The 18294-nt window shown below is 48.8% G+C and carries 17 protein-coding genes; 9 read left to right on the top strand and 8 right to left on the bottom strand.

Annotated elements, in window-relative coordinates; all coding sequences use genetic code 11:
* Positions 1 to 79: 79 nt before the first annotated feature.
* From ACJ8W9_RS03125 to ACJ8W9_RS03160, 8 genes are all read right to left on the bottom strand, one after another.
* On the bottom strand, positions 80 to 1993 hold the full coding sequence (locus ACJ8W9_RS03125; protein WP_411358440.1) for an AAA family ATPase: 1914 nt from the start codon (positions 1991 to 1993) through the stop codon (positions 80 to 82).
* A gap of 14 nt (positions 1994 to 2007) precedes the next feature.
* Positions 2008 to 2874, bottom strand: a complete 867-nt coding sequence (locus ACJ8W9_RS03130) for a TraB/GumN family protein (protein ID WP_411360348.1) — start codon at positions 2872 to 2874, stop codon at positions 2008 to 2010.
* Positions 2875 to 3218: 344 nt separating this feature from the next.
* The gene (locus tag ACJ8W9_RS03135) at positions 3219 to 3761 is read right to left on the bottom strand and encodes a hypothetical protein (RefSeq protein WP_411360350.1); all 543 of its coding nucleotides are present in this window, start codon (positions 3759 to 3761) and stop codon (positions 3219 to 3221) included.
* Complete coding sequence (locus tag ACJ8W9_RS03140; RefSeq protein ID WP_411358443.1) at positions 3762 to 6848, bottom strand: efflux RND transporter permease subunit; 3087 nt, start codon at positions 6846 to 6848, stop codon at positions 3762 to 3764.
* Positions 6848 to 7915 carry an efflux RND transporter periplasmic adaptor subunit gene (locus tag ACJ8W9_RS03145; protein ID WP_411358444.1) on the bottom strand — a complete coding sequence of 356 codons (1068 nt, stop codon included), beginning with the start codon at positions 7913 to 7915 and terminating at the stop codon, positions 6848 to 6850. Before ACJ8W9_RS03145 ends, ACJ8W9_RS03140 begins: the two co-directional genes overlap by 1 nt.
* 126 nt (positions 7916 to 8041) lie before the next feature.
* The gene (locus ACJ8W9_RS03150) at positions 8042 to 8974 is read right to left on the bottom strand and encodes a stomatin-like protein (protein ID WP_034729374.1); all 933 of its coding nucleotides are present in this window, start codon (positions 8972 to 8974) and stop codon (positions 8042 to 8044) included.
* A 28-nt stretch (positions 8975 to 9002) separates the two neighbouring features.
* Positions 9003 to 9452 carry an NfeD family protein gene (locus ACJ8W9_RS03155; RefSeq protein ID WP_411358445.1) on the bottom strand — a complete coding sequence of 150 codons (450 nt, stop codon included), beginning with the start codon at positions 9450 to 9452 and terminating at the stop codon, positions 9003 to 9005.
* Positions 9453 to 9530: 78 nt separating this feature from the next.
* Positions 9531 to 9917, bottom strand: coding sequence for a hypothetical protein (locus ACJ8W9_RS03160; RefSeq protein WP_411358446.1), 387 nt, complete (start codon positions 9915 to 9917; stop codon positions 9531 to 9533).
* A gap of 240 nt (positions 9918 to 10157) precedes the next feature.
* Here ACJ8W9_RS03160 and ccoN point away from each other — a divergent pair, with 240 nt between their 5' ends.
* The 9 genes from ccoN (at position 10158) to uspE (ending at position 18271) form a co-directional block, all read left to right on the top strand.
* Positions 10158 to 11627, top strand: a complete 1470-nt coding sequence (gene ccoN / locus ACJ8W9_RS03165; protein WP_411358447.1) for a cytochrome-c oxidase, cbb3-type subunit I — start codon at positions 10158 to 10160, stop codon at positions 11625 to 11627.
* A gap of 12 nt (positions 11628 to 11639) precedes the next feature.
* Positions 11640 to 12260 carry a cytochrome-c oxidase, cbb3-type subunit II gene (ccoO, locus tag ACJ8W9_RS03170; RefSeq protein ID WP_411358448.1) on the top strand — a complete coding sequence of 207 codons (621 nt, stop codon included), beginning with the start codon at positions 11640 to 11642 and terminating at the stop codon, positions 12258 to 12260.
* A 1-nt stretch (position 12261) separates the two neighbouring features.
* The gene (locus tag ACJ8W9_RS03175; RefSeq protein ID WP_411358449.1) at positions 12262 to 12453 is read left to right on the top strand and encodes a cbb3-type cytochrome oxidase subunit 3; all 192 of its coding nucleotides are present in this window, start codon (positions 12262 to 12264) and stop codon (positions 12451 to 12453) included.
* Positions 12446 to 13396 (top strand): cytochrome-c oxidase, cbb3-type subunit III, encoded by a 951-nt coding sequence (ccoP, locus tag ACJ8W9_RS03180; protein WP_411360354.1) that lies wholly within the window; start codon positions 12446 to 12448, stop codon positions 13394 to 13396. Before ACJ8W9_RS03175 ends, ccoP begins: the two co-directional genes overlap by 8 nt.
* A gap of 46 nt (positions 13397 to 13442) precedes the next feature.
* Entirely contained in the window at positions 13443 to 13946 is a 504-nt protein-coding gene (locus tag ACJ8W9_RS03185) for a FixH family protein (protein WP_411358451.1), read from the top strand.
* A gap of 2 nt (positions 13947 to 13948) precedes the next feature.
* Positions 13949 to 16402: a heavy metal translocating P-type ATPase gene (locus ACJ8W9_RS03190; RefSeq protein WP_411358452.1), complete on the top strand. Its 2454-nt coding sequence runs from the start codon at positions 13949 to 13951 to the stop codon at positions 16400 to 16402.
* A 1-nt stretch (position 16403) separates the two neighbouring features.
* Complete coding sequence (gene ccoS, locus ACJ8W9_RS03195) at positions 16404 to 16628, top strand: cbb3-type cytochrome oxidase assembly protein CcoS (RefSeq protein WP_411360357.1); 225 nt, start codon at positions 16404 to 16406, stop codon at positions 16626 to 16628.
* Positions 16609 to 17277: a sulfite exporter TauE/SafE family protein gene (locus ACJ8W9_RS03200; RefSeq protein ID WP_411358454.1), complete on the top strand. Its 669-nt coding sequence runs from the start codon at positions 16609 to 16611 to the stop codon at positions 17275 to 17277. The genes ccoS and ACJ8W9_RS03200 overlap by 20 nt, the downstream gene beginning before the upstream one ends.
* 64 nt (positions 17278 to 17341) lie before the next feature.
* Positions 17342 to 18271 carry a universal stress protein UspE gene (gene uspE, locus ACJ8W9_RS03205; RefSeq protein ID WP_411358455.1) on the top strand — a complete coding sequence of 310 codons (930 nt, stop codon included), beginning with the start codon at positions 17342 to 17344 and terminating at the stop codon, positions 18269 to 18271.
* Positions 18272 to 18294: the final 23 nt, after the last annotated feature.

Genomic DNA, 18294 nt, shown 5'->3' on the forward strand with positions numbered 1-18294 from the left:
AAATACCTTGTCGTTGACGAATCAAGTGCTCGCTAGATTAGCGAACACTTGTACGCTAAACAAGTCCGACAAGTGATGTTTACCAAATCCTTTTGTACCACGGAGCTTCCGGTTCGCAATGTTGTAGCTCTGCTAGGCGCTTTTCAATACGAGCGTACAACTGTTGTTGATTCTCACCAGTCAACAATGCAAGCGCCTCGGCAACATCGTCTATCGCGTAAACGTGGTACTTGTTCGCTTTCACTGCCTCAATAATTTGTGGTTCCAAGTTGAGTTGCGATAAGTTAGCACGAGGAATAATCACACCTTGCTTACCATTAAGGCCTCGCGCTTGGCATAACTCAAAATGCCCTTCAATTTTCTCATTCACTGCGCCAATCGCTTGTACTCGGCCAAATTGATCGACTGCACCGGTAATCGCCAATCCCTGCGCAACAGGGGCTTCAGCAAGCGCTGATAACAAGCAACAAAGCTCAGCCAGCGAGGCGCTATCGCCATCAACCTCATAGTAAGACTGTTCAAAAACAATAGTCGCCGACAAGCGCATTTCTTCGCTGCGCGCGAATACATTGGCAATGTAGGCCGATAAAATCATCACGCCTTTGGTGTGAATATTACCGCTCAGTTCCGATTTACGGTCGATATCGATGATATCGCCATCGCCATAGTGCACAGTTGCGGTGATCCGTGCGGCTTCACCAAACTCTGTGCCACCGATGGTCACTACGGTAAGGCCGTTAACTTGACCGACAACGGCGTCTTCAGTGGCAATATAAACCTGACCTTCGAGGACTTGGCGACGGCTGAGTTCAGCAATATAGCCTTCGCGAAACAGCCGCTGCTGCAAGACCGTTAAAATAGCTTCAGCGTCGATGCTTGTGCGTTGTTGTTTTTTAGCAAAGGCATCGGCTTCGCGCAAAAACTGCATTAGTGCAATGGTATCGAGTGCTAATTCGGTCTGATAATCACTTAGCCGCGAGGCGTACTTCAGTAGATAAGGCAGGGCAGATGCGTCGACTGGTAAAGTCGCAGCTTCACGCTCAACGTAAGCCAAGTAATCAAAGTAGGGCGCAAGTTCATGCTGTGCTAGTGAATAGTGCGCCGAGAAGTCTGCAAGATAGGGAAACAGATTATCGAAATCGCGATCCAACTCACGTAACTGGGCATAGATATTACGATCACCGAGTAGCAAAACTTTCAGATGAATCGGCACAGGCTCTGGTTGATAATAAGCCGCAATATTTGCTTCGCCAGGTTGTGGCCAGTGAAAGAGGCTGGTGCGCAGTACATATTTTAACTTACGCCATAGCCCCGGTTGCGATAGCAATTCTTCTGCATCAATCGCTAACACGCCACCGTTTGCTTTTAATAATGCGCCTGGCTGAATTAAATGAAGCTCAGAAGTGATTGTACCGGCCACCGATTGCAAACGAATGCTGCCGAATAAGCTCGCGTCCGTGACCCGATCGCATAAGACAAATTCATCCTGCTGCGCTTCAGTTTCGACAATAATGGTTGCCAACTCATTGCCCGGCAAATCTTCAAAGGTTTTGTCAACTATCCGCGCTACATAGGCTTGAAAACGCTCAGTAGGGAAGTCTTGTTGCAACTGCGTGAGCAACTCCGTGCGTTCATTAACGTCGGTCTGAAACAACGCCATGAGCTGTTCTAGCGCGGTCCGCGCTTGACCTGCGGGAACATTGACACAAAGCGGTTCGCTAGCCGAATCCGGATTGGCGAGATACAGCCAGTCAAAGCGTTCGAAATGCAACCATTGATGTCGCGCCTGAACTTCCTGTAACACGTCAACAATGCGCAGGCCAGGTGTGGTCACCACAAACCCGTGCGCGTATCTACCGCCAATCAGCATGGTTTGTTCAATCGCCGTCAAAGCCCGCGTTTGCCCGACCAAAGGATCAGGTTTGACCGCAGATGGGCGTTGTTGCGCCCAGGATTCGACAGGGGGTTGAAGCTGATCAGCGGTGACACGCATAGAGTAAATCCTTATTATTCAGCAGATGTTGCGATAGGCTCGACATCATACCCTAGATCACGCAGAAGTTGGACTACTCCAGCTTCGCCACCAAGGTGACCTGCGCCAACCGCAATAAATTCACTGCCTTCCGCCTGCAATTCAGCGTGTAGCTTGGTCTGCCAATCACGATTACGGTTGTCGAGCAGTAATTCAGTATATTCGGCATAGGCATCCATACCCGCGATCATGTCATACAAGCCTTGCGAATCTTCCGCGAGATACAATTCAAGCATCTTCGCAAACTCTTCTTTAGCTTTGTCAGGCTGTTCCAAAGATTCCATTAACCATTGAACTTGTTCCTGATGCGGGATTTGTTCAAATACACCGAACTGAAAATCAACGGTTTCAAGACCATCTACGGTCTTACCTTGACCCATTGCTTGCTGCACGAAATAGCCTTCAAACGACATTTGCTGGGCACAGCCCATCTGCGTCGTCATTACCATAGTACTGAGAATAAAAGGGCGCATACCATCAAACGCAGCCAGACCTGCACCAAAGTTATTCATTAAGAAAGAATCCAGCATCGTTTGCTGATCTTCACTCAAATGAGCCGAAATCTTGTTGCCTTCCGGGTCCATTAACTTCGTTTGCATGGCCTGCATCGCTTGCGCGTTATCCATATCCAATTCAAGGATAACGCGGTCAGATTCCTGCAAAGCTGTTTGGGTTGATTCAGCAACCTTAAAATCTGCCGCGCAAATCAGATGAATGGTACCGAATAGGTAAGACGGTTCCTGCATCTCATTTCCGCTAATTTTATAGAGCAGTGACGCTTGGGCTGTGCTCAAAGACAATAGACCAGCACCGACGAGCGTTGCGAGTTTTGACATTTTCATACTTGCTTCCTTATTGAAGTTAACAATGCATTAACGAGGAGCATTCTAAACCGAGCAGGAATCTAATGCCACGAACGCCAATAACGAGAACTGCAACAATTCGTGAATGAAACGAGCACTAAACCACCTTTGCAATGATCTAATGATAATTGCGCATAATGTATATTATGTTAAATGCAATATGAATAAGTAGATAAAGTCTAAGTAGGTATTCACATTGATACGTCAACAAACAACCTACTCCTAGTTGCGCTAGGCAAAAAAATAGCGGTAATCCCTAAGGAATTACCGCAGATTTCACGTAGCGCACGATTTTATTGCTATCAATCTACCAGCTTAAACAGTTAATCGCTCACATAGGTTTGGAATGAATCCATTTGTTGTTGCAGTACATTATCTACCGCATTTGCCCATTGGCTCAGGTCATTGGGCGTATAACCACCCACACGATATTTCACGGTTAACACGCTGCGTTGTGGATCGTGGCTATCAGGCGTAATCGACCAGTCCATAACACCGTTCACGCCTTCACCTTGCAAGGGTCCTAAGCCACCGGTAAATCGAATCGCTTGGCCTGGTTCATACTTCACCACGCGTAGATGCTCGGTAAATTGCTCGCCATTGGTTTCACATAGACAACCATTAGGCTTTGTATCGATAGACATATTGGTGCTACTGCCGTACCAGGTGTGGTCAGCCAACCACCAACGATGCACGTCAGCAGTCAGACGCTGGAACGCAATGTCTGCAGTAACGGGTAGACCGCGGGTAAATGCGAGTGAAAAGCCCGCTGTTGAGCTATCGATGACATCTGCATGTAACGGTGCCGCAACTGTTGCAGCGCCGAATGCCATGGCTATAAAGAACCGATTGCAGGGTTTGTTCATTTAAAGTTCTTCCGCTTTCTCCATTTCCCGCTCCAAGCGCTGCGTTTCATCGGCGCGAGGTTTGGTGAAACGTGCCAGACCAAGATAAATCACTGGCGTTAAGTAAAGTGTAAAGAGTACCGCGAATGCAAGTCCACCGAATACCACCCAACCAATGGAATTACGTGCTTCGGCACCCGCTCCCATGGATAAAATCAGCGGCAACGCACCCAGTAAAGTTGACACCAAGGTCATCATGATTGGACGTAGTCGAATGTCGGCGGCCTCTTCTACAGCCTGGCGTACAGACCTTCCTTGATCGCGTAATTGGTCAGCGAATTCCACAAGTAAAATTGAGTTTTTCGCAATTAGACCAATAAGCATCACAAGGCCTATTTGCGAGAAGATATTGATCGAGGTTCCGGTTATAAATAGTGCAAAGAATGCCGCAGCAATACCAAATGGCACTGTTGCCATGACCACGACTGCACTATTCACACTTTCAAACTGGGCAGCAAGTACCAACAGCACGATAACAAAGGCCAGAATATAAGTGAGCATGACTTCGCGCTCAGTTTCTTCATAGGCCTCAGCTTCACCTAACAGCACCATACCTACATTGTCAGGCAGTGATTCGTTGGCGATTTCGCGCAGGCGCTCCACCACCTCCTCGATCGGAATCGAGGTTGGCATTTGCATATCGACTTCAATCGCACGACGTTGTGCACGGCGCTCTAATTCTGCTGCAACGCCCGCTTCAGTAATGGTTGCCACGCTCGATAATGGTACTAGCGAACCATTTTCTGACGCTACGTAGAGGTTGTTCAAATCATTAGGCGACTGAATCAAACTGCGATTTGCTTGCAGCATAATGGGCACAGCTTGGTCACCAATGTTCAAGTCAACAATGTCATCGCCATTAATAGCGACTCGTAAGGTTGAAGAAATATCACTTAACGCCACCCCGAGTTCAGTTGCACGACGACGATCAATGTTCACGCGCAATTCGGGCTGTGTCGGCTGATAACCAATGCGAGGGAAACCGACTTCAGGCATCGCCTCTTGCACATCGGCACCAAACTTGACCGCTGCATCATAGATCTCAGTGTACTCGTCACCTGTCAAAGCGACTTCAAGCCCCCCGCCTTGCCCACGCAGATTCAAGCTATTTGAACCGAATGCTCGTGCCGGAGCGCCTGGAATTCGACTTAAGGGTTCGCTGATCTCATCGATGATTTCTTGCTGCGAACGATCGCGCTCTTCCCAGTCACTTAGACGTACGGTGATGAAAACTAAATTGGGATCCCATTGACCGACACGGGTATTGATACTCTCAACTGCACCACCGTTAACGTAAGGCAGTAAGATCTCTTCCATACGTTGCGCCTGGCGATCCATAAAGTTCAAGCCAACCCCGTCTGGACCACGCGCAAAGATGCGAATCTGGCCACGGTCTTCTGCCGGCATCAGTTCGTTATCAACACCAAAATAAAAATAGGTGGCACCGCCGGCAACGAGTGAGCAGGCAACGAAAGTGAGTACGGCATGATCCAGTACCCAGTGTAAGCTTTTAACATAGCGTATACGGAACCAATTACCGACGCGGCTTAACGCCGTTTCTTTGTGTTCTTTCAATGGTAACCGAGCGGTCAGTGCCGGTACTAAGGTCAGTGCGACAAAGGATGAGATGATAACGGCTGCAGCCAGAACCCCACCAAATTCACGGAACAAACGCCCCGCTGTTGAGGGAATAAACGCAATCGGCACGAATACTGCAACTAGCACAGCGGTCGTTGCTATGACGGCAAAAAATACTTCGCGGGTACCAATGACTGCGGCTGCACGAGCACCTAGTCCCATTGATCTACGACGCTGAATATTTTCAGATACAACGATGGCATCATCAACGATGAGACCGGTAGCAAGCACCAATGCGAGTAAGGTAAGGATATTGACCGAGAAACCAAGTAACCAAATAACAGCAAGAGAACCAATCAATGCGACTGGAATCGCAAAAGCCGGTACGATCGTTGCTCGGCCTGAGCCGATAAACACCCAAAGCGTCGCAATCACCAACAGAATGGTGAGACCTAGTGACGTGATGACCTCTTCTACCGAACTACGAATAAACTCCGCATCATCATCGGTCACCATGATATCGAGCTCAGGGTATTGCTTTTGCAAGTCATCAACGAGGGCCAATACTTCGTCAGAGATTTCAATGGTATTGGAACGTGCTTGACGAATGATCCCCAGACCAAGTACTTGTCGACCGTCGAGACGGGTAATGCTGCTTGCATCTGCAGGGCCAAAATAGACCGTCGCGACATCCCCAACGCGCGTATTACCAGCAATAATAATATCTTCTACATCATCGGTTGTGACGGAACTTGCATCTGCACGAACAATCAGTTGTTGATCGGTAGATTTAAGACTTCCTGCTGGGACGTCGAATGGCGCCTGGCGCAACACCGCAGAAACTTGACTCACCGTTAGGTTGTAGCTTGCTAAACGCAGTGGATCGATGACAACGCGCATGACTAAACGGCGGTCACCAGTTAATCGGACATCTGCAACACCCGGGATGTTCAAAAAGTTTGGCGCTAAGTCGGTTTCAACTCGCTCAGTCAAATCTGGCAGGTCGAGGGTGTCACTAGAAATCGCCAATGCGACCACTGACTCGGCATCATTATCTGCCTTTATGACTGCAACGTTTTCAACTTCCTCTGGCAAGCGTCGTTGAATGCGGCTGACTGATTCGCGGGTTTCATTGGCGGCGTTGTCCAAGTCGACCCCAGGCCGGAATTCAACAACGATGCGGGAGCTGCCTTCCTCGCTTGAAGCTCGTATGGATTTTACCCCACTCACCCGCGCCACGGCGCCCTCTAGATGACTCGTGACTTCAGTATCAACTGTTTCTGGGGCGGCACCTGGAAAACTTGCAGTAACGGAAATGATCGGACGATCGACATCGGGCAATTCCCGAACCTCAACGCCTTGAATTGCGGCAAACCCAGCAATAATAATAAGCAGGTTAATTACGACAATAAGTACCGGCCGACGAATCGATAACGACGGTAAATCATTTAATTGCGGAGCCCATTTCATTATTCAAAGCTCCCATTGGTCGCAGCGGCGGTAAGCTCTTGCACGGTTTGACCTTGGCGTAGGGTTTGCACTCCCTCAACAATTAAGCGATCGCCTAGTTGTAAATCGCCGTTCACCAACACGCGTCCTGGCATGCGTTGCACTATTGAAACGTCGACGCGCCGTGCTTTATCATCTTCAACAATCCACACGTAAGCGCCTTCAGGCCCCCACATCAGACCTGCTTCAGGAACCACAGGGTAACTTTCGCCGGTTAAGTTCAAAGCTACGCGAAAGCTCATACCAGGTCGGTACGTATCGTCTGCGTTATCGATCAAAGCGCGCACGCGGATGGTGCGGTTTTGCGGATCGATACGTGAACCGATTTCCGCAACTGTGGCATCTAAAGGCTCACGCAACCGTTGCCATGCGTAAACTGACAACTGGGCACCCTGCTCCAACATACTCACCGCACTTTCCGGTGCTTGGAAGTCAACATAAAGCTGATCGCGTTGATCAAGTGATACAATCATTGTTTGTGGAGTGATGCGATCGCCAGGCTCAACATCAGTGATGCCTACGATGCCTGAGAAAGGTGCAGTAATACGGCGATCATCAATTTCAGTTTGCGCCTCATCAACTTCAACTTTTAACAGGTCACGTGCGATCACAGCCGCATCAAGCTCGCTTTGTGCGATCGCTCCGTTGGCACGACTTTGTCGCAAGCGTTCCACCGTACGTTCAGCATCAGCCAGTTGTAACTTCGCCCGTTGCAAGGCGATTTGTTGGCGCCTATCGTCTAACTGTACTAACACCTGACCTTCCTCGACTGCGTCCCCAGGGGCAAAGTTAACTGCGACAACTTCGTCGCCTACTGCTGGATACAAGTCTACGGATTGTAAAGCTTCCGCATAGGCCACAGCTTCAACCTGTTCGCGTTCTCGCTCGAAACCAAGCGGTTGCGAAACAACTAACGCCGCTTGCTCGGAATTTCCCCATTGCTGTGCATAAGCCACGTCACTCAGCAGCGGTGGCAGAGACAGAATACTTACAACGAGAGCTGCGCGAACACAGATAGACAACTTCATGTAATTTTTTTCCTTGGTGTAATTGAGCGTGCTTAGGGTAACAATAGTGTTATTTCAACAAATACGATCAAAAAAGACCGCCCATCTTCGATGAACGGTCTTTTCAATACGCCAGTCTTCTAGCGCTTAAGCTTTCGGGCGTTGTTTCAACACTTCTGTCAGTCCAGCAACGGCACCACCGATATCAGCAAGCTGTGCCGGCAAGATCAAGGTGTTGGTTTCTTTTGCCAAATTACCAAACTCTTTCACGTACTGTTCTGCAACGCGTAAACTTACCGCGTCTTGTCCACCAGGCTGCTGAATCGACGCCGCAATCATACTCAAACCTTCGGCAGTCGCGCGGGCAATCAGCTCGATTTCTTGAGCGCGCCCCTCAGCTTCATTAATTTGCTTTTGTTTTTCGGCTTCTGACAAGTTAATGACTTCTTGTTTTTGACCTTCAGAAACGTTAATCATCGCCTGCCGCTCACCTTCAGATTTAGCAATCGCCGCACGACGTTCGCGCTCCGCACGCATTTGTTGCTCCAGCGCATCTTTGATACTTGCCGGTAGTTCAATGTCGGAAATTTCGTAGCGTAAAACTTTGATTCCCCACGGAGAAGCAGCTTCATCGAGTGCTTGCACTACGATTTCATTGATCCGGGCGCGTTCTTCAAAGGTTTTATCAAGGTCAGTCTGACCAATTACCGAGCGCATAGTGGTCTGGGCTAATTGCGATGCAGCGTAACGATAGTCGTTAATACCGTAACTGGCTTTGTGTGCATCCACAACCTGAATATAAAGCACACCGTTAATACCCACCTGAATGTTATCGCGGGTGACACAAGCTTGGCGCTCTACATCGATCACCTCTTCTTTTAGTGTGTGTTGGTAAGCAACTTTGTCGATGAATGGAATCAATAAATGAAAACCAGAATCGAGCGTGCGGCTATAACGTCCTAGTCGTTCGATGACGAAGTTGGTCCGTTGCGGCACAATTCGTGCGGTTTTGAAAATGACGATAATAACGGCTAAGGCAAAGCCTATGGCCAGTACGGTACCTATTTGCGGTTCAAACATGATGTTACCTTCTATTGTTTAAAATCAATTATTGCTTCGGCTTGTGCCGCGTCACGGTAAGTTGAATACCTTCGTTGGCGATGACCCATGCGGTTTCGCCGGCTTTTAGCTCATCATCTGAAAAAGCATCCCACTGGACACCGTTCAAAGTGACACGCCCGGCACCATGATTAAAATCGCGAATGACCCGCACACGAGCGCCAATATCCCGCTGAAAATTAGGTTTAGCTTCATCTTCATCTGCCGTGTAACCTTGGAACCAACGCTTGATTCGACCGCGTGCGAGCAATAACAAAGCCAAACTCACACCGCCAAAAACCGCAAATTGAATTGATGTTTGCTCAATCCATCCCCAGTGCAAAAGTAATCCAGTAACTATGGCTCCAATACCCAGAAATACAGCGATAACACTGGTCAACATCAATTCGGATAGAATCAGAACGATACCAACTAGAATCCAAATCAGTGCTACGGACATTCCGTTCTCCTCAGGTGTTAAAAAGGTGTATAGTTCGACTATAGCATGCCAAAAAGTGCTGGCGAGCGACAATTTGTTTCAATTTGCTTCGCTGAAAAAGCTCACGGTTAAAGTCGATGGAAAATCTGCGGATCCATGCTCAAGTGGAATCGTCAGCAACCATTCCATTTTGGGTTCGGTGCAAGCTCCGATAAGAAGTTGTGCATGCCATTCACCGTTATCCTGTTGCAACCACTGTAATGGAATCTTGCCCATGTACATATTGATGCCTTCTATAACGCTGAGTTGTGGATTAATTTCGGCCGGAAGCTGCAAACGCAGCGTTACACTTTGCTCGATGGGGACTGGATCTTGTGGCATCCATAAAAAAACTTTTTGTTGATACAGATCAATCTTTTTTTCGGCTAAAGGTTGCGATGAATCAGGGCTACAAGCGATACTAGACGCCGTCAACAGGAGTGCCATAAAGACCTTAAAAATCTTGTGGATATAGCAGTCGCGGGGCAAAATTAGAATGTTTAATCCCATAGCTTGCTGTTTTTTTCTCCATGTTGACGGTGCGCTTCGGTTATTTGCTGCATTCTCCCTGTATTTTTAGGGTTATTCATCATAAAATACGGGGAGTTTGTCAAAGTATCCGACAAGCGGTCATCATTGTCACGTTACTCTGTTTTTGTAGTCAGAGCATCAACGCGGAAAATAAAAATGAGTCAAACAAGTCCACAACAAATCGAATATAACCTAAAGGTCGTTAGACAGTTTACTGTCATGACGGTTATTTGGGGCATCGTAGGGATGGCTTTAGGGGTTTGGATTGCCGCTCAGCTAATTTGGCCAGAGCTTAATTTCGATACACCTTGGTTAACTTACTCCCGGTTACGCCCGCTGCACACCAACGCAGTTATTTTTGCGTTTGGTACTTCAGCACTTATGGGCACAGCGTTTTACATCGTGCAGAAGACCTGTCGCGTGCGACTCTTCTCCGACAAACTTGCAGCTTTTGTGTTCTGGTCCTGGCAAACGGTCATCCTGCTCGCAGTGATCACCTTGCCATTAGGTCTCACTTCGTCAAAAGAATATGCTGAACTTGAATGGCCGATTGATATTCTGATCGCCTTGTCATGGGTAGCTTTTGCTATTGTATTCTTTGGTACCCTAGTTAAGCGTCGTACTTCGCATATTTATGTCGCAAACTGGTTCTACGGTGGCTTTATTATCACCGTTGCGGTACTGCACATCGTCAACAGTATGGCGGTTCCAGTATCGTTCACCAAGTCGTACAGTATTTATGCGGGTGCCGTGGATGCAATGGTACAGTGGTGGTACGGCCACAACGCGGTAGGCTTCTTGCTCACCGCTGGTTTCTTGGGAATGATGTACTACTTCGTTCCGAAACAAGCCGAACGTCCTGTTTATTCCTATCGCTTGTCTGTTGTGCATTTCTGGGCACTGATTGGCCTCTATATCTGGGCTGGTCCACACCACTTGCACTACACCGCACTGCCAGACTGGACTCAGTCGCTGGGTATGGTGATGTCGGTTATCCTGTTTGTTCCATCTTGGGGCGGCATGATTAACGGTATCATGACCTTATCTGGTGCTTGGCATAAATTGAAAACTGACCCAATATTGCGCTTCTTGATCGTTTCACTATCGTTCTACGGTATGTCGACCTTCGAAGGCCCGATGATGTCAATCAAGTCGGTAAATGCCCTGTCGCACTACACTGACTGGACCATCGGTCACGTTCACTCAGGTGCACTTGGCTGGGTCGCAATGATCACCATAGGTTCAATGTATTACTTGATTCCACGCCTGTGGGGCCAAACGCAAATGCATAGCGTCAAGTGGATCAACACCCACTTCTGGCTGCACACCATCGGTGTTGTTTTGTACATCGTTGCGTTGTGGATTTCAGGTGTAATGCAAGGTCTGATGTGGCGCGCAGTGAATGCTGAAGACGGCACCCTGACCTACAGCTTTGTTGAGAGTGTCGAAGCGTCGTATCCGTTCTGGTTCATTCGCTTTGTCGGTGGCCTGTTCATTGTCGCTGGTATGTTACTGATGGCCTGGAACAGTTACCGCACCATTAAAGCTGGTACTGCAACTGCAGACTACATCGACGCTGCTCCACAAGAAGCAGCACCACAATCAACAGCTACGCAATCAGCTTAAGGAGTCGTAATCATGAAAAACGTTAAGCACGATTTCGTTGAAAAACGCGTGGGTTGGTTGGCGGTTTTGGCCACTATCACGATTTCGATTGGTGGCCTAGTGGAAATCACGCCACTTATTTTCCAAAAGCAAACCAATGAACCAGTCGTTGGTTTAGAGCCGTACACAGCATTAGAACTGGAAGGTCGTGACATCTATATCCGTGAAGGTTGTAACAACTGTCACAGTCAGATGATTCGTCCATTCCGTGCTGAAACTGAACGATACGGCCATTACTCGTTAGCGGGTGAACATGTTTGGGAACGTCCATTCTTGTGGGGCTCAAAACGTACCGGTCCTGATCTGGCACGAGTGGGTGGTCGCTACAGTGACGAATGGCATTACGTTCACTTAATGGATCCGCGTGATGTTGTACCTGAATCGAATATGCCTGCCTTCCCTTGGTTAGCTGAAAATACGCTCGATGGCAAATGGACAGCTAAGAAAATGGAAGTCTTCCGGGATTATGGTGTGCCCTACACTGACGAAGATATCGCCAGTGCTAAGGCCGCTGTTCAAGGTAAGACTGAGATGGATGCGCTCATTGCGTATTTGCAGTCATTAGGTACCGGATTGCAACAACAGGCCAATTAAGATGGATTACATCACCTGGCGTAGTATTTACACAGTTTTAGTTTTCGTAGTGTTCGTTGCCATTATTTGGTGGGCCTACAGCAAAAGCAGCAAAAAGCGTTTTGATGAGGCCGCCAACTCTATTTTCGAAGAAGATGAGTTAGAGCAAAAAGCAAACGACACTACTAAACAGGAGTCGAAGAATAATGAGTAGCTTCTGGAGTGCATGGATTATCGTCCTGACCCTCGCATTTCTGGTGTTTATCATCTGGTTACTGCGATGGAACATGAACAACTACACCCATATTAAAGAAGGTGAACTCATGGATCATGAGTTCGATGGGATTGTAGAGATTAACAACCCGCTGCCACGTTGGTGGATGATCTTATTCTGGATCACTATCGTGTGGGGCTTTATCTACTTGGCGCTCTACCCCGGTCTCGGTAACTTTAAAGGGTTACTCGGATGGAGTAGCTCGAACCAAGAAGTGCTATCGCTAGAAGAGTCACGAGCGGCTACTGAAGCGCATCGAGAAGCTGGCTTAGTGGTACAGTATGATCGCGAAGTTCAAGCTGCTGACGACCGTTTCGGTCCAATTTTCGAAGCTTATGCGCAACGTCCAATTCCTGAATTGGCGAAAGATGAAGAAGCGACAGAAATTGGTCAGCGTTTGTTCTTACAGAACTGTGCCCAGTGTCATGGCTCTAACGCAATGGGTGGTAAGGGCTTCCCTAACCTCACCGATGACGATTGGCTGTATGGTGGTTCGCCAGAAGCGATCAAGACCAGTTTGGTTCAAGGTCGTCGTGGTGCCATGCCAGCGTTTGATGCACAGTTCAGCGATCAACAAATCTCTGAACTAGCGACTTACGTACTTAGCCTAAGTGGTCGTAAAGTAGACCCAGAAATGGCTGCTGCTGGTAAACAGAACTATGCAGTGTGCGCAGCTTGCCATGGTCAAGATGGTAAAGGTAACCAGCAATTGGGTGCTCCAAATCTGACCGATAACATTTGGCTCTACGGCGGTTCGCAAGAAGCGATCGAAGAAACCTTACACAACGGCCGTAATGGCGTGATGCCGGCCTGGATTGATATCCTCGGCGAAGACAAAATTCACGTGATTAGTGCCTATGTTTACGGGCTATCTGACGAGTAAATAAACGAGCCCCGCTGCGGCGGGGCTTTTTTTGAGGTATAAATTGATGGAAAAACCTTGGTATAAGCAGTTTTGGCCCTGGTTTTTAATGCTCATTCCTTTTTCCGTGGTCATCGCAATGGTCATCACCCTCAGTATTGCCAGCCAATACGACAATCCTATGGTGGTGGACGACTATTATAAAAAAGGTCGCGGTATCAATACTCAAGTTGAAAAGGTTCAAGCTGCTCAAGCATTGAATATTAGCTTCACCCTGCAGCAAGATGCACAAACCCTAACCTTAGTGTACAAAACTGGTGCTCCTGATGAGCTGGCTGCATTGCGTGTGCAGTTTTATCACACCACTTTAAAAGATAAAGATTTTGAGCTCATTCTAACTGCTGACGCCAAAGGTGTTTTTCGTGGCCAACTCCCCGAAGATGTTGCCGCCGAGCAAGGTAAATGGACGCTCACGATAAGTCCGTTCGATAACAGTTGGCGTTTGAGTCAGCAAGTGCAACTCCCGGCTTATCGCGAACTCACGCTACAGCCCTTGACCTACGGCGTTTAGTGATGGGCGCCAACCTGCCTGAATCCCCAAATGGCAGTTGTTTTCACTGCCTCCAACCGTTGCCACCGAATGGTGGTTACAGCGTTACCGTGGCAGATAAGCAACGCTACGTCTGTTGTTATGGTTGTCAGGCAGTAGCACAAACCATCGAAGCGCAAGGTCTGCAGCATTTTTACCAATTCCGTGATACCTCGAACCCGTTGCAGATCCCGTTACTTCCAGAAGAACTGCAACAGCTAGAAGCTTACGATCAAGAAGAATTACAACAACAGTTTACCCATCTTGATGATAACGGACACACGAGTACCACCCTTTCGGTCGAAGGTATGACGTGCGCCGCCTGCGCTTGGCTTATCGAACAGCAATTGCAAACATTGCCTGGCGTTGATTACGCGCGGGTCAACGCCACCACAGAACGAGTAAACGTTGCCTGGCGCCCAGAGCAAGTCAAACTCAGTGACGTACTGAAAAAAATCTCAGGGCTTGGTTATCGTGCGCTGCCGTTTCAGGCTGCAACGCAAGAGCAGGATTTCAAACGCCGCCGGCGCTATTTTGTGCGGCGGATCGGAATTGCCGGCCTCGCTACCATGCAAGTGATGATGATCGCAGTCGCCCTTTACTTTGGCATGGTCGACGAATTAGACGATAATCTGCGTCAATTCTTTTGGTGGATCAGCCTGTTATTCGCCACCCCTGTTTTGCTCTATAGCGCTCAGCCGTTTTATTTATCGGCCTTACGGAGCATCCAAGCCAAACAGTTGAACATGGATGTCCCAGTTAGCCTTGCATTACTTAGCGCATACGGTGCCAGCGCGTATGCTACGGTCATTAATCAAGGCGAAGTGTATTTTGAATCGGTGAGTATGTTCACCTTTTTACTGTTAGTCGGACGTTATTTGGAACTCTTGGCCAAACAACGCGCCATTGCCACCGCATCAAATCTGGTAAAGCTGCTTCCCGCCACCGCGCAACGTGAGACTGCGAATGGCGACATAGAATCAATTGCTGTCAGCAAATTAGCCGACGGCGATATTGTGCGCGTATTGCCCGGACAAACCTTGCCGGCCGACGGCGAATTGCTTAGCCCAGTCGGTACGATTAATGAAAGTATGCTGACCGGTGAAAGTGTGCCTGTCGTGCATGAACAAGGGGCCCGAGTGTTTGCTGGTACGCTAAATCAAACGCAGCCACTGCGTCTTCGCGTGACCGCGGTACAGCAAGCCACCGTAATGGCAAAAATAGCAGCATTGCAAGACCAAGCCTTGGCTAACAAACCGAAACTCGCGGAGCGCGCTGAAAAGCTGGCCAATCAATTTGTGCAGCAATTGTTGATTCTCGCCGCGCTTACTTTCTTTGTTTGGACCTTTATTGATCCCAGCGAAGCATTCTGGGTGACGCTCGCGGTATTAGTAGCAACGTGCCCCTGTGCTCTTGCATTAGCAGCCCCCACAGCTGTAACTGGTGTGGTCCATCGGTTAAATAAGCAAGGCATCATCCTGCGAAACACAGATGCGATTCAGACCTTGGCAACGGTTAAAACTGTGATGGTTGATAAAACCGGTACGCTCACTACCGGTCAATTTAGCATTGCTGACATGCAACTAGAGGACAACCTTGAGCAAACACAAGCTTGGGCTCTCGCGAAAGCACTTGAATCGCATTCGGAACACCCTCTTGCCAAGCCGTTTCAACATCTTGATGCGAAGTCCTCGGTGCAGTTGACGAACGTCTCAGTCGCATTAGGGCGTGGCATCGAGGCGGACTGGCAGCAAACAGACGGTAATTTATTAAAAGTCAGAATTGGCGCTCCCGGATTCTCCGCGGATTGGCACCCAGAACTCATTAACGAAGCTAATTACAACGTTATCCTTGCCACTCCGAAACAAGTCATTGCGCGCTTTCTGGTCACTGATACTTTACGTCCAGATGTTGCAGAAACCTTGCATTTCTTGCGCCAACAAGGGCTTGAAATCATTATGCTCACCGGTGATCAGCCACATAATGCACGCCGGGTTGCCGAGCAACTGGAGATCAGCCGATATCACGCACAGTGTTTGCCAGAAGACAAACTGCATTGGGTGAAGCAAATACAGCAGCAACACCCAGTGATGATGATTGGTGATGGTATGAATGACGGACCCGTTCTCGCCCAGGCAGACGTCTCGATGACGTTTGGACATGCCGCGGATCTCGCTCGGCAAGCTGCCGACATCGTCGCGATGCGCAATGATTTTGGTGCGCTCGCCGAACTCTTGCGAGCCACTGCCAAAAGTCGTGCTATTTTGAAGCAGAATATCTCTTGGGCATTGTTCTATAACATTGCTATTGTACCGATTGCAGTGATGGGCTGGGTAACCCCCTACATCGCGGCCATTGGTATGTCCCTTAGCTCGCTACTGGTGTTAGTGAACTCATTACGCCTTTATCGACAACCTCCTACTCCGAAGGAGCCATAGCATGGAAAGTCTGTACCTCTTAATTCCCATAGCTATCGTATTCGTGATCATCGCTGTCGTGGTATTTTTCTGGGCCGTGCGCAGCGACCAGTTTGAAGATCTTGAGCGCCAAGGTATGAATGTTTTGCTCGACGATGATGACCCTAAAGCAAAACATCCGAACCAGTCGCCCACCAAGCCCACCAAGCCAACTCAGCCAACTAAAGATGATGAACAATCCAGCTGATTACTTTGCTGCATTACTGATGGGACTTGCTGGGGCTGGTCACTGCCTGATGATGTGTGGCGGGCTTGCTGGTGCGCTTGGCGCAAAACCCTCAGCAACTGAGTTACTGACCTACAATTTAGGTCGCATCAGTTCTTATGTTGTTGCTGGCGTTTTGGTGGGTTTACTCAGCCAACTTGCGGTCGCGCAATTTACTTCTGCGTTGCTGGGGCTGCGCTTTCTTGCTGCACTCTTCTTAATTGCGCTCGGCCTCTATTTCGCTGGCTGGTGGTTTGGTATGCAACAGCTTGAGCGGTTGGGACGCCCACTATGGCAACGACTCGCACCAAGTGCGCGAAAACTACAACAACAACGTTCACTCGCTGGCCGCTTTGCCGCCGGAGTGGTCTGGGGCTGGTTACCTTGTGGTTTAGTTTACAGTGCTCTAAGTTGGGCAGCCCTCAGCGGCACAGCCGCACAAGGGGGGCTTTACATGCTGTTGTTTGGTTTGGGTACCTTACCCGCAATGTTTGCTTTTGGCTGGTTCACCGGCGCGGTGCAAAGCATTCTCAAAGCCCAAGGTTTTCGCCAGGCAATGGGCGTGTTATTGATTGTCTACGGGGTTTGGACCCTGATCATTGCGCTGCGTCAAACAGTTGCAATGGCATAGTTGGCTTACGCGGATAATTCTAGCTAAACTCAATAATAGAGATTTCCATTGATTGAGGTGAACTATGTCGTGCGTGAACAATATTTTAGTGGTTTTAGACCCTGATAAAGAACAGCAAAAAGCACTGAACCGAGCCCTTCATTTAGCTCGCATTAGCCAAGCATCGCTCACCCTGTTGCTTTCTATCTACGATTTTTCGTATGAAATGACCACCATGCTCGCTGCCGACGAACGCAGTAGCATGCGGGATAGCCTGATCAATGACCGCCGCGTGTGGGTCGAAGACCTGCTCGAAGGCTATAACACGCGAGACCTTGATATCAGTATCGAGGTGCTCTGGCACAATCGCCCCTATGAGGCCATTATTGAGACCGCAGTTAAGGGCGAACACGATATCATCGTCAAGGCGACCCATCCGCATGAAGGCTTGGCGCATCTCATTTTTACCCCGACCGACTGGCATTTGTTGCGCAAAGCACCCTGTTTAGTCCTGTTGGTCAAAGAGCATGATTGGCCCGAAGATGGCAAAGTGCTCGCCGCCATTCACACCACCGGCGAGCATGCGCATCATGAGAGCCTCAACTACCGTATCACCGAAGTAGCGCAGCGCTTTGCGACCTGCCTGCATAGTGAAGTTCATCTCGTTAACGCCTATCCCGGTGCGCCGGTCACCATCGCCGCTGAAATTCCTGAATTTGACACTGCCAATTATCGCGAAGTAATCGAGCAAAACCATCGGCAAGCACTTGCTGAGCATGCCCAACTGTTTTCCCTGCCAGCCGCTCAGCAGCATGTATTGGAGGGGCTGCCAGAACAAGTGATACCGGAACTAGCAGAAGAGCTGGATGCCGAATTGGTGGTCTTGGGTACGATTGGACGCACCGGCTTTAGTGCAGCGCTACTTGGTAATACGGCTGAACACGTGATCGAGCAGATCAACTGTGATTTACTAGCAGTAAAACCAGCAGGATTTGAGTCACCAGTTAAGGTATAATCCGCGCGCTTTTGTGGGTTTTA

The organism is Pseudidiomarina salilacus, from assembly GCF_047323925.1.
Classification (GTDB): domain Bacteria; phylum Pseudomonadota; class Gammaproteobacteria; order Enterobacterales; family Alteromonadaceae; genus Pseudidiomarina; species Pseudidiomarina salilacus.

Coding starts and splice junctions, on each gene's coding strand:
- ACJ8W9_RS03125 (WP_411358440.1), bottom strand. CDS start 1,993: ATGCGTGTCACCGCTGATCAGCTTCAACCCCCTGTCGAATCCTGGGCG.
- ACJ8W9_RS03130 (WP_411360348.1), bottom strand. CDS start 2,874: ATGAAAATGTCAAAACTCGCAACGCTCGTCGGTGCTGGTCTATTGTCT.
- ACJ8W9_RS03135 (WP_411360350.1), bottom strand. CDS start 3,761: ATGAACAAACCCTGCAATCGGTTCTTTATAGCCATGGCATTCGGCGCT.
- ACJ8W9_RS03140 (WP_411358443.1), bottom strand. CDS start 6,848: ATGAAATGGGCTCCGCAATTAAATGATTTACCGTCGTTATCGATTCGT.
- ACJ8W9_RS03145 (WP_411358444.1), bottom strand. CDS start 7,915: ATGAAGTTGTCTATCTGTGTTCGCGCAGCTCTCGTTGTAAGTATTCTG.
- ACJ8W9_RS03150 (WP_034729374.1), bottom strand. CDS start 8,974: ATGTTTGAACCGCAAATAGGTACCGTACTGGCCATAGGCTTTGCCTTA.
- ACJ8W9_RS03155 (WP_411358445.1), bottom strand. CDS start 9,452: ATGTCCGTAGCACTGATTTGGATTCTAGTTGGTATCGTTCTGATTCTA.
- ACJ8W9_RS03160 (WP_411358446.1), bottom strand. CDS start 9,917: ATGGCACTCCTGTTGACGGCGTCTAGTATCGCTTGTAGCCCTGATTCA.
- ccoN (WP_411358447.1), top strand. CDS start 10,158: ATGAGTCAAACAAGTCCACAACAAATCGAATATAACCTAAAGGTCGTT.
- ccoO (WP_411358448.1), top strand. CDS start 11,640: ATGAAAAACGTTAAGCACGATTTCGTTGAAAAACGCGTGGGTTGGTTG.
- ACJ8W9_RS03175 (WP_411358449.1), top strand. CDS start 12,262: ATGGATTACATCACCTGGCGTAGTATTTACACAGTTTTAGTTTTCGTA.
- ccoP (WP_411360354.1), top strand. CDS start 12,446: ATGAGTAGCTTCTGGAGTGCATGGATTATCGTCCTGACCCTCGCATTT.
- ACJ8W9_RS03185 (WP_411358451.1), top strand. CDS start 13,443: ATGGAAAAACCTTGGTATAAGCAGTTTTGGCCCTGGTTTTTAATGCTC.
- ACJ8W9_RS03190 (WP_411358452.1), top strand. CDS start 13,949: ATGGGCGCCAACCTGCCTGAATCCCCAAATGGCAGTTGTTTTCACTGC.
- ccoS (WP_411360357.1), top strand. CDS start 16,404: ATGGAAAGTCTGTACCTCTTAATTCCCATAGCTATCGTATTCGTGATC.
- ACJ8W9_RS03200 (WP_411358454.1), top strand. CDS start 16,609: ATGATGAACAATCCAGCTGATTACTTTGCTGCATTACTGATGGGACTT.
- uspE (WP_411358455.1), top strand. CDS start 17,342: ATGTCGTGCGTGAACAATATTTTAGTGGTTTTAGACCCTGATAAAGAA.